This window comes from Desulfocurvus sp. (assembly GCF_023230885.1).
GTDB lineage: Bacteria > Desulfobacterota > Desulfovibrionia > Desulfovibrionales > Desulfovibrionaceae > Desulfocurvus.
Map to the genome: position 1 here is coordinate 1 of NZ_JALNWM010000110.1, position 10,943 is coordinate 10,943.

Genomic DNA, 10,943 nt, shown 5'->3' on the forward strand with positions numbered 1-10,943 from the left:
CACAAGGCCCTGGACCTCGACCAGGCCCTGGAGGAGGCGCTGCGCATCCTGTCCTGCGCGCCGGGCGTGGAGCGGGCCACCGTGACCCTGGCGGACCGCGACACCGGGGAGCTGGCCGTCACGGCCTGCGACGGCCCGGCCCGGGGGCGGCGCGGCCAGGCCACGCCCGCGCCCGCCCTGGAAGCCGCGCGGCGAATCCTGGACACCGCCGCCGCGTTGCATCTGCCCGGCGACGGCGCCGACCGCCCGGCGGCCCATACCGGGGTGCCCATCGTCCTGGACGCCGAAACCGTCGGCGCCCTCGGCGTGGACTGGCTCCCGGACGCGCAGACCGATACGCCCGGGGACACGCAATTCCTGGCCGCAGTGGCCGCCCTGCTGGCCCAGATGGTCCGCATCAGCGAGGCCGTGCGGCGGCGCGAGGAAGCCCTGCGCCGCGAAAACGCCGCCCTGCGGTACCGCGTGTCCAAGGAGGCCGGCGGGCTGTACATCATCGGGAGCAGCACGCCCATGCGGGAGGTGGAACGCCTGATCGAGCAACTCGCGCCCACCGACGCCCCGGTGCTGCTGCTGGGCGAGCCGGGCACGGGCAAGACCCGCATCGCGCGCATCATCCACGACCTCTCCGGACGCAAGGCCCGGCCCTTCGTCGCCGTGGGCTGCGCGTCCGCCTCCGGAGGGAACCTGGAATCCGAGCTATTCGGCTGCGAGCGCGGCGCCCGGCCCGGACGCATGGAGGACGCCCACCAGGGCACCCTGCTCCTCGACGAGATCGACGCCCTGCCCCCGGCCCTGCAGGCCGGACTGCTGCGCGTGATCCAGAAGCGCGAGACCGTGCGCGCCGGGGGCAGCCGCCCCCGGGCCGTGGACGTGCGCATCCTCGCGGCCACCAATCGCGACCTGCGCGAACTCGTAGACCGCGGCGACTTCCGCCTGGACCTCTACCATCGCCTGAACATGTCCCCCGTCACCGTCCCGCCCCTGCGCCGCCGCAAGGAGGACGTGCCCGGCCTGCTCAACCACTTCCTGCGCCGGGCAGCCCGGGGGCGCGGGCGCACGTTCTTCCTGACCCCCGGGGCCCTGGAGTTCCTCACTGCCCGCGACTGGCCGGGCAACGTCCGCGAGCTGGAGGGGCTTGTGGAACGCCTGGCGGTCATGGCCGGGGGCCAGCGCATCGACGAGGCCCTGGCGCGCCTGGCCCTGAACACCGCCAGCGGGCCGGACGGCGGCCCGCAGGGGCGCTCCCCGGGCGCCGCGCCGCCCCGCAAGCCGTCCCTGAAGGAAATGGAACGCGCGGAAATCCTCTCGGCCCTGCGCGAGGCGCGCTGGATCAAGCGCCGTGCCGGCGAGGCCCTGGGGCTCACCGAACGCCAGATCGGCTACCGCATCCGCAAGCTCGGCCTCGAAGACCGCGTGGCTGCCGAGCGGGCCCGCCTGCGCGGCGCGCGCTGACCCCGCCCCACGGCCTCCGGTGGCCGTTCCCCGATATTTCCGATGGAAAGAAACGCCGTTGTGGCCTATGCTGCCCTTCTAAAAAAGGAGCGCTACATGCCATTGGCCACCATTGCCTCGATCCTCGCCTGTTTCTTCCTCGCGCTGCCCTGCACCCCGGCCCGGGCCGACGCCCAAGCCGAAGGGCGGGCCATCCTGGAGCGCCAGCGCGACCTGCACGAAACATCCAGCGCCACGTCCACAGTGGTCATGATCCTGGCCGACAAGGCCGGAAACAAGAAACAGCGCGAGTTCCGCAGCTGGAAAAAGACCATGTCCGACGGGCTGGCACGCACCCTCATGGTCTTCACGGCCCCGGCCGACCTCTCGGGCACGGCCCTGCTCAGCTGGGAAACGGGCGACGGACTGGCCAACCAGTGGCTGTACATGCCCGCCACCGCCAAGATGCAGCGCGTGGCGTCCAGCTCCAAGGCCGATTTCTTCATGGGCACCGATTTCACCTACGAGGACATGGAGCCCGACGACCTGGACCAGTACGTCATGACACTCACGGGCTCGGCGGACGTGGACGGCCAGGACTGCCACGTCATCGAGGTGGTGCCCGCCACCCCGGAAAAAGCCAAGGAATCTGGCTACGGCAAGCGCGTGTTCCATGTGCGCAAGGACATCACCTTCACGGTCAGGATCGAATATCACGACCCGCGCGGCAGGCTGGTCAAGGTCCAGACCGCCCATGACCTGGAAAACGTGCGCGGCGACATGTGGATCGCGCGCAAGACGCTGATGGACAACCTGCGCGCCAAGCACCGGACCCTCATGGGCCTCGCGGCCTTCGAGGTCGACGCCGCCATCGACGACGAGGTGTTCACCGAGCTGTACGTCACCCAGGGCCGCGCCCTGCAATAGCAACGCCCCAGCCCGCCAGGAGACTGTCCGTGCAGCGATTCATGCGCCTCGCCTACGCCCACCCCTGGGTCGTGGTCCTGACCCTGGCCGTGATCACGGCGGCCTCGCTCTTCCTCGCCAGGGGCCTGCGCCTGGACCCGTCCGTGGACGGGATGATGACCGACGACCCCGAGGCGCGCGCCATCTACGCGCGCACGGTGGAGACCTTCGGCACCGACCAGGTCACCGTCATCTGCCTGCGCGACCCCGACCTGTTCGACCCCGACCGCCTGGCGCTCATCGACGAGCTGGCCTACCAGCTCGAAGGGCTGCCCGGGGTGGTGCGCGTGGAGAGCCTGTTCTCCGCCGCCGACTTCCGCGACGACCAGGGCACCCTGCGCTCCGGCCCGCTCATGCGCCAGCCCCCGGCCGACCGGGACGAGGCCCGGGCCATCCTTGCCCAGGCCCTGGAGAACCCGCTGGTGGCGGGCAACCTGCTCTCGCGCGACGGAACGACCACCTCGGTCAACGTGTTCATCGAACCCGACCAGGACGACCCGCAGTTCTACGAGACCCTGGCCGCCTCCATCGAAACGCTGCTCGCCCCCTGCCAGGGCCGCTTCGAGGAGGCATTCCAGCTCGGCAACCCGTACTTCCGCACGGTCATCTCCCAGACCATGATCCACGACCAGATGCGCCTGGTCCCGCTCTCCGTGGCCGTGCTCATCCTGACCCTGGTGCTCATGACCCGCTCGCCCGCCAGCGCCATCCTGCCGCTGCTCACGGCGGGCACCAGCGTCTGCTGGATGGCGGCCTTCATGGCCCTGGCCGACATCCCCCTGAACATCCTGACCATCATCGTACCCTCGCTGATCATCGTCATCGGCTCCACCGAGGACATCCACCTGATCTCCGAATACCGCGAGGGCCTGCACAAGCGCGGCCCCGGCAAGCTGGCCTTCGACTACATGGTCTCCAAGATGGGCGTGGTCATCCTCATCACCAGCCTGACCACCTTCCTGGGCTTCGCCTCCATCACGGTGAACAAGATCGAGATTCTGCGCCAGTTCGGCATGGCCGCGGCCTTCGGCCTGCTGGTCAACCCCGTGATCACCGTGGCGCTCATCCCGGCCTATCTGCGCCTGACGGGCGGGCGCGGGGCCTCGCCCCTGGCCCCCGCCGGGCCGCCGCCCCGGGACGAGGAGGACGAAAACGCCGAGCCCGAGCCCTGGAAGAAGAACCTGAGCATCTTCGACCTGCTGGGCAGGGCCGCCAGCTCCGCCGCCAACCGCCACGACCGCAAGCTCGTGGCCGGGCTTTTGCTCTTCGCCGCGGGCCTGGCCCTGTTCTCCTTCAACGTGCGGCTGAACAACGACATCCTGGGCGTGTTCAAGAAGTCCTCGCCCATCCGCCAGCGCACCGAGGCCATGGCCGCCCACCTGCCCGGCGTGCAGACGTTCTCCATCGCCATCTCCAGCGGCGTGCAGGGCATGTTCAAAAAGCCCGAAGCCCTGCGCGCCGTGGCGGCCATCCAGGACTACATCGCCGCCAGCCCCGAATTCGACGCGTCCTTCTCCCTGGCCGACTCCCTGCGGCTCATCAACCGCGAGATGCACGGCGGCGCCCAGGCCCACTACGCCATCCCCGCCACCGAGGACCAGGTGGCCCAGTACCTGCTGCTCATCCACGACTCGGACCTGCGCCGCAGCGTGAACCCCGACTTCAGCCAGTTCCACATCCTGGTGCGCCACAGCCTGCAATCGTCGTACGAACAAAAGCAGGCCCTGGAAGGGCTGCGCGCCTTCATGGCCAAGACCCTGGGCCCGCACTACCAGAGCGCCTTCACCGGCGAAAGCATGCTCATCCTGGGCGGCGCGGACAGCATCGCCGAGGGCCAGGCCCTGTCCATCGCCCTCCTGCTGGGCATCATCTTCCTGATCATGTCCGTGCTGTTCGTGAACGTGAAGGCCGGTCTGCTCTCGCTGCTGCCCAACATCTTCCCGGTGCTCATCATGTTCGGCACCATGGGCTTCACGGGCATCCCGCTGAACATCGGCACGGCCATGGTCGCGGCCATCGCCATCGGCATCGCCGTGGACGACACCATCCACTTCATGACCCGCTACAACAAGGAAATGCTGCGCCTGAAGGACCAGCACCGGGCCATGGAGGTCTGCATCCACGCCGAGATCAGGCCGGTGACGGCCACCTCACTGGCCCTGGCCCTGGGCTTCTCGGTGCTCCTGGCCTCGGAGTTCGTGACCATCATCCAGTTCGGCGCCCTCTCGGCCCTGGTCATGCTCGCCGCCCTGATCGGCGACCTGCTGCTCACCGGGCCGCTGCTGGCCAACACCAAGCTGCTCACCCTGTGGGACATGCTCTCGCTGCATGTGGACCCGCAGGTCATCCGCCAGTCGGAGTTCTTCCGCGAGCTGCGCCCCTGGCACATCAAGAAGATCATCCTCATGGGCCGCATCCAGGAACGCCGCGCCGGAGAGAGCATCTTCGACGAATGGGACCAGGGCGACTCCATGTACATCATCCTCAGCGGCGAGGTGCGCGCCTTCTCCATCCAGGAGGACACCGGACGCGAGGTGCCCTACGCCCTGTTCGGCGTGGGCGACGTGTTCGGCCAGACGGCCATGCTCGACCCCGGCCCGCGCTCCTACTCCGCCCGGGCCTTCTCCGACCTGCACCTGGTGGAGATCAGCCACGCCGACTTCCAGCGCCTGCACCGCCTGTATCCGCGCCTGGCCAGCCTGGCCCACCGCAACCTGGCGCGCATCCTCGGCCACCGGCTGGCCATCGCCAACGTCATGTACTACCAAAAGTCCCTGCAAAACCAAGGATGACGCCATGAAACACCCCGCGCCTCCCCGGCCCCGCCTCGTCCCGCCCCTGGCGGCCTGGCTGCTGGCCCTGGTCCTGACGGCCCTGCCCGCAGCCGCCGACGAGGTGGATCTGCTCCAGGAGCTGGACGCGGCCATGACCGCCAGCGCCCAGAAGGAACAGGACACCGGCGAGCGGGGCGCGGCGGCCCAGTTCGCCGACAACCTGGACCTCACCGTGCGCCTGCGCGGCGCCCATTTCTTGCAAACCGCGGGCCGGGACGACCTGCCCAAGGACACCCAGGACAACATCGGCGAGCTGCGCCTGGAATACGCCACCAGCGCCACCGTGGGGCGCGTGCGGCTGGCCACGTCGGGCTGGCTGGAGGCCGGCAACCAGCAGGACACCTACGCGGGCGTGAGCCGCTTCTTCCAGGACGACAACCGCCGCCGCAACGCCTGGGAAATCAACGAACTCTACGCCGTGGTGGACCTCGGCCCGGCCGACCTGACCCTGGGGCGCAAGGTGCTGCAAAACGGCATCTCCACCCTGGTCTCCCCGGCCAACCGCTACAGCCCCGTGGACTTCAACGACCCCCTGGACCCGCGCCGCCTGGGCGTGTGGCAGGCGGCCCTCGACGTGCCCGTCGGCGACACCACCTGGACCGTGGCCGTCATGCCCTACTTCACGCCGCCCAAGACGCCCAGCCCCGAGTCGCGCTGGGTTTCCGGCGAGGCATGGGGCGGAGTCCCCGGCTATTTCGGCAACAGCCAGAGCCAGTTCGACGACTTCCTGGAGTGGCTGCACTTCTTCTCCAGCCTGACGCGGGTCGACATGGTGTCGCTGTTCGAGCGCTTCTTCGGCATCAGCTTCGGCGGCGTGACCCCGGACATCACCACCCGCTACGACCTGCCCGACGCCGACGACCCCGACCAGTGGAGCTACCTGGCCCGCGCCAAGACATCCCTGGGCGGCTTTGACCTGTTCGCCTCGGCCTTCCGGGGCCCGAGCATCTACCCCGTCATGCGCGCGGAGCTGGACCAGCCCGCCGCCCGGGTGGCCATCACCGTGGAGCACCCCGTGGCCGACCAGCTGGCGGGCGGCTTCTCCACCACCTGGAAGGAGCTGGAATTCCACGGCGAGGCGCTCTACTCCCATACCGAGGAGGGCAAGGACGACAGCTACCTGCACTATGTGGGCGGCACGACGTGGTCCAACCAGTCCTGGCCCGCCCGCCTGGGCCTGCACCGCCTGGACCTCACGGCGGAATATGTGGGCGAGAGCATCACGCAGCACCAAAACGCCGACGGCTACTTCATCTCCTCGCGCGACGCGCGCCTGGGCCGCAACGACGCCGTGCTGCGCGCCGAGCTGTTCCTCACCCAGGAGTTCAGCCTGCACTACCTGGCCGACATCCTGCTCTCCAACTCCGCGCGCCTGCACCGCGTGGGCACCACCTGGCGCATGACCGACAACCTGACCTGGCACACGGCCCTGGAGCTTTTCGACGGGCCCGGCACCAGCTACTACGGCCGCTGGCGCGACCAGGACCGCGTGGTCACCACGCTGGAATACCGCTTCTAGGGCGCCCCGGGCCGCCCCCGGGCCCAGACGCAAACGAGCCCCCGGCGCGCAACCGCGCCGGGGGCTCGTGCTTTCCGGCCGCCAAAGGCGCCGCCAGGGCGGCGCCCCGCGCCGGCCTAGTCGAAGGGCAGCTTCACCCCGCCGCCGGGCTGCATCTCCACCCCGGTCCCCATGGTGCCCGTTGCGGCGGCCCCGGGCGCCCGCCCCTGGCGACGGCAGACCATGCCCACGGCCAGGGGCGCGCCGGACACCGCCCTGGCATAGGCCAGCTTGGGCGTGACGCGCACGATCTCCACCGTGCCGACCAGGGTCTCCACGGCGCCCAGGGATTCCTTGGTATACGGGTCCACGATGGGCGCCCCCAGGGCGTAGACATCGAGGACATCGCCCGGGGCGTAGCTCTTGCCGCCCAGGTTGAGCTGCACCTCCCCACCCTGCGCGGCCACGATCCGGGGCGGGTAGATGTTCTCCAGCAGATCCATGACGACCCGGTTGGCGAGGGCGTCGAACGCCCCGGCCAGGGCCGAGTCCCGCCGGGCGTTTCCGGGCAGCTCCACGGCGAAGGTCAGGGTGTCGGCCCATTTTATTTCCTGCGTCGCCATGAGCATCAGCTCGTAGGACAGGCCGATCTCGACGTTGCCGCCCGAGAGCCGCTCGCCGGTCAGCGCGCTGGTCGTCCCCCTGGTGTCGGTGCCGCACGAGGTGACCGCCCCGGTGAGCAGATAGTCCGCCCCCAGCAGCTTGCCCAGCTTCAGGCGCTCGTCCCTGCCCGCCGCGGCCGAGCCGACGACGGCGCTTTCGGCGCCGTAGGCGGACAGGTCGCGGCGTTGCAGCACGGCGAATTTGCGCGTCTGCACCAGCTGGGCGATCAGGGCGTCGGTGAGCGCATGGGCCACATCCAGGCCCGAAACGTCCCCGGAATCCACGCGGAAGACCTCCCGCGCGGCCGCGAAAGGATAGACGGCAAAGCGCCTGCGCTTGTCGCTTGGCAGCCCCGGCGCCTGGTACGTCGAGCTCCTGAAGGTGGCCTCGACCTCGGCCCAGTGCAGCCCGTCCTCCCCGATGCCGCCGTCAAGGACGCGGTATTCGCTGATGGCGCCCTTGGTGGCCGTGGCGACCTGTTTCTGAACGGCGTCCTTGAGCGCGGCGGCGCTGGACTCGGCGCCGTTCTCGACAACGGACCCTGAAACCAGGGTGGTGCTGTGCACCTGCCTGGCGTCGATCCTGACGCCCTTGTGCTGTTGCAGCACGCGGACCAGGGCGTCCTGCACGGCCTCCTGCGGGGAGGCGCCATAGCCCTTGGCCCGGACGTTCTGAGCGGAGGTTCTGGTCCCGGCCTGCGCCTGTGCGCAGGCAAGGACCAGGACAACGCCCGCCAGGGCCGCGACAAGGGCACGCGGCAGACAAGAAACGGCCATGACCCCTCCGGCTAGAAGTCGTTGATGTTCATCTGGTCGACACTCTTGCGGCCCGAGGCATCCCCCGTGGAGCCGCCGGCCTTCTTCTGCGCGCCGCCCGGCTTTTGCGCGCCGCGCTTGGCGGCCTGGATGCCCGCGAAGCTGTAGGTCTTGATGACCCCGACGATCTCGTGGCCCTCGGGGGTCTTGTACACCCAGCGCTTGAGGGTCGAGGCGCCCTTGAGGCGCGCGCTGGTCCGGCTCTTCGACGTTTCGTTGCGCACGTCGACGATCTGGCTGGCCGTGACCTCCTCGACATCGCCGCTGCCGCCGCGCAGGATCTTGGACTGGCTCACCGCCTCGCTGATGGTCGCCTCGTCCTGGGTGCTGAAGCTGCTGTTCAGGAAGGCCGCAAGCTGCGCGGCGGCCAGGCTGTCGGCCTGGTCCAGGGCGATGCCGCGGTGGCGCTCGCGCATGCTTTCGTTCTCGCCGGTGTAGCTGCTGGACCACTGCCCGTAGCTGACGACAACCGGCCCGTTCTCGTCGAACAGCACCCGGACGCCGAGCAGGTCATAGAGCTTGGCCTTGTCGTCCAGCGGCACGATATCCCGCAGGGGAGGGCCCTGCTTGGCGATCTGCGGCTTCTGCTCCCGGGCCAGGCAGGAGGCGATGGCCTCCAGCTTCGGGGAGTACATGAGCAGGACGCCCACGGTCTGCGATCCGCTGGCGCTCTGGCCGATGAAGGTCTGGATGGGCGTCACCCCCGCGAGGGCCTTGGAGGCCCGGGTGACCGTGCGCTTCAGGAACGCGTCCTCCAGCAGGGTCTTCTTCTGGTCCGGCGGGGCGGCGGAGTAGCGCTGGGGGTCGATGCCGTATTCCTCGAGCTTGGAGGAAAGCATCGCGTCGCCAAGGGCCAGGGCCTTGCTCGCAAGGGCCTCCAGCGTGGAGGACCCCTGCCCCAGCTCCTGCTCGAAGGAACCGGCGTCGGAGCTGTTGTCGGCAAACAGGTGCTGGACGATCTCGCTGGTCACCTGCTGGTCGAGGTCCTTGACGAACTGCTTCTGCGCGCCAAGATAGGCCTTTTCGAACGCAAGCACCCGGGACTTCCCGAAATCCGGGGAGACGACCGACTGCTCGACGGGGCTCTTGGCAAAGTAGAAATATTTGTCAGCCTTGGCGTTGTAGCCGTTTTCCAGGCCATTGTCGCGCATGTATGCTTCGAAGAGCTCTTCAACGATCTCCGAAGCGCTCTTCTGCGCGACCTGCGAGGTATCCACCTTCCCGGCCTCGGCGAAGGTGTTCAGCGCCACGGCCGCGTCGTCCACCACGGGGCTCTCGGCCACGGCGCCCATGGCCACGACATCCTGCCCCCAGGCAACGGGGGCGAAAAGGGCCAGGGCCAGGCAGGCCGCGGCCGCCCGGATGCAACAGTTCTTCATCGCAAGCATCTGTTTCTCCCCCTTTGGGCTACCAGGCGGCGGACTTGTTGGAGGCGACCTTGGCCACGACCGTCTCGCCCTCCCAGTAGGCGAGGCCGGAGGCGATTTCGGTCAGCGTGAGCTGGAAGTAGTAGTCGATCCGCTGGTTGCTGCCGTCCACGGCCGTGTTGCGCTGGATGATCTTGCCGGACAGCGACATGTTGGGCGCAACCATCTGGTTTTCGCCGACCACGGTGGCCTGGTTGAACTCCTTGCTCTGGCGCAATTCGCGCGCCTGCATGCTCATGGCGTCCTCCGGGCCCCCGGCGCGGACGGCCGTGGTCACGACGACCTTGCCGCTGTTGAGCAGGTCGATGCGGATCTTCTTGATCAGCATGTCCACGTCGATCCGCTGCATGGTGTCGTTGGTGATGGTGGAGATGGCCAGCACATGCCGCCCGCCGCCGGAACGGTTCAGGGCGCCGCTGGCAAGCATCGAGGCCACGGCGTCGGCCGCGGCCTTCTGGAAGTCGCTGTCGTCGATGCTCGCCGTCACCAGCCCGGCGTCCCGCGCCGGGTCGACATAGCGGGCGGACTGGGTGCATGCGCTCACGAAGACCAAACACACAAGAAGAAGGGCAAGCTGCAATTTCATCGCGACCTCCGGTCTGCGGCGGCAAGTGGTTACTTGGAACGGGAAATCGTGACAACGGCGCGGTGCGCCTTGGCCGACGGGGCGACGGCAGCGATGCGGTGCGCCTGCTGCCCGGGGATGACGACCCGGTTCTGGCGGGCCATGACGGTGGGCAGCGCGAAACCCTCGGCGTCGAACCACTCCACGGCGTGCAGCACCGTCACCTTGAGCGCGGACCGGTTCTCCAGGCCGACCTCCACCCGCAAGAACCCCGAGGGCGCCGTGCCCAAAACCGGCGGGGCGACAGACAGGCTGGACGGCAGCCCCACGACCCTGACCTCGCAGGGGAACAACTGGGGGGCGGCAACCGCCGCCTCGGGAGGCGCACCGTGGCGCGCACATCCGGCGGCCGCACAGAAAAGCGCCAGGCACAACACCAGGGAAATGCTTCGCATCGGAATCCTCCCGTCGGACGGGCCGCCCGTGGCGCGGGCGCCCCGGCTGGATGCATCAGTCAAAGGCCACCGTGTCGATATACGGATTCGCATTGGCACTTCGCAGGGCCACGAAAACGATGTGGTCGCGGCCGGGATCGAGGTCCAGGGCCGTTTCCCGGCCGCCGGGGATGTCCAGCCACAGCCGGTCCCCGGCCCCGTCCAGCGGGACGCGGGCGACCTCGTACCGGGCGGGGACGGAGCTCCAATGGCGCGTGTCCGCCCGGGTCACCAGCGCGCTGTAGATGCC

The 10,943-nt window shown here is 69.1% G+C and carries 8 protein-coding genes and 1 pseudogene; 4 read left to right on the top strand and 5 right to left on the bottom strand.

Going from position 1 to position 10,943, the window contains the following annotated elements:
- The 4 genes from M0P34_RS09170 to M0P34_RS09185 all read left to right on the top strand — a co-directional run.
- Positions 1-1,452 (top strand): sigma 54-interacting transcriptional regulator (locus tag M0P34_RS09170; protein ID WP_291498613.1); only part of this gene is annotated, 1,452 nt, incomplete at its 5' end.
- 96 nt (positions 1,453-1,548) lie between these two features.
- On the top strand, positions 1,549-2,358 hold the full coding sequence (locus M0P34_RS09175) for an outer membrane lipoprotein-sorting protein (RefSeq protein ID WP_291498614.1): 810 nt from the start codon (positions 1,549-1,551) through the stop codon (positions 2,356-2,358).
- A 29-nt stretch (positions 2,359-2,387) separates the two neighbouring features.
- Positions 2,388-5,189, top strand: a complete 2,802-nt coding sequence (locus tag M0P34_RS09180; protein ID WP_291498615.1) for an MMPL family transporter — start codon at positions 2,388-2,390, stop codon at positions 5,187-5,189.
- Positions 5,190-5,193: 4 nt separating this feature from the next.
- Entirely contained in the window at positions 5,194-6,750 is a 1,557-nt protein-coding gene (locus tag M0P34_RS09185; protein ID WP_291498616.1) for a hypothetical protein, read from the top strand.
- A gap of 116 nt (positions 6,751-6,866) precedes the next feature.
- Here the strand turns inward: M0P34_RS09185 and M0P34_RS09190 are convergent, their stop codons facing one another.
- The 5 genes and pseudogenes from M0P34_RS09190 to M0P34_RS09210 all read right to left on the bottom strand — a co-directional run.
- A complete protein-coding gene (locus M0P34_RS09190; protein WP_291498617.1) occupies positions 6,867-8,168 on the bottom strand; it encodes a CsgG/HfaB family protein in 1,302 nt (433 codons plus the stop codon).
- 11 nt (positions 8,169-8,179) lie between these two features.
- Positions 8,180-9,595 carry a DUF6844 domain-containing protein gene (locus tag M0P34_RS09195; RefSeq protein WP_291498618.1) on the bottom strand — a complete coding sequence of 472 codons (1,416 nt, stop codon included), beginning with the start codon at positions 9,593-9,595 and terminating at the stop codon, positions 8,180-8,182.
- A gap of 19 nt (positions 9,596-9,614) precedes the next feature.
- A complete protein-coding gene (gene lpoB, locus M0P34_RS09200) occupies positions 9,615-10,220 on the bottom strand; it encodes a penicillin-binding protein activator LpoB (RefSeq protein ID WP_291498619.1) in 606 nt (201 codons plus the stop codon).
- Between the two features lie 29 nt (positions 10,221-10,249).
- Positions 10,250-10,654 (bottom strand): DUF1425 domain-containing protein, encoded by a 405-nt coding sequence (locus M0P34_RS09205; protein ID WP_291498620.1) that lies wholly within the window; start codon positions 10,652-10,654, stop codon positions 10,250-10,252.
- 55 nt (positions 10,655-10,709) lie between these two features.
- Positions 10,710-10,943: pseudogene (locus tag M0P34_RS09210) on the bottom strand (hypothetical protein); the annotation flags it as partial.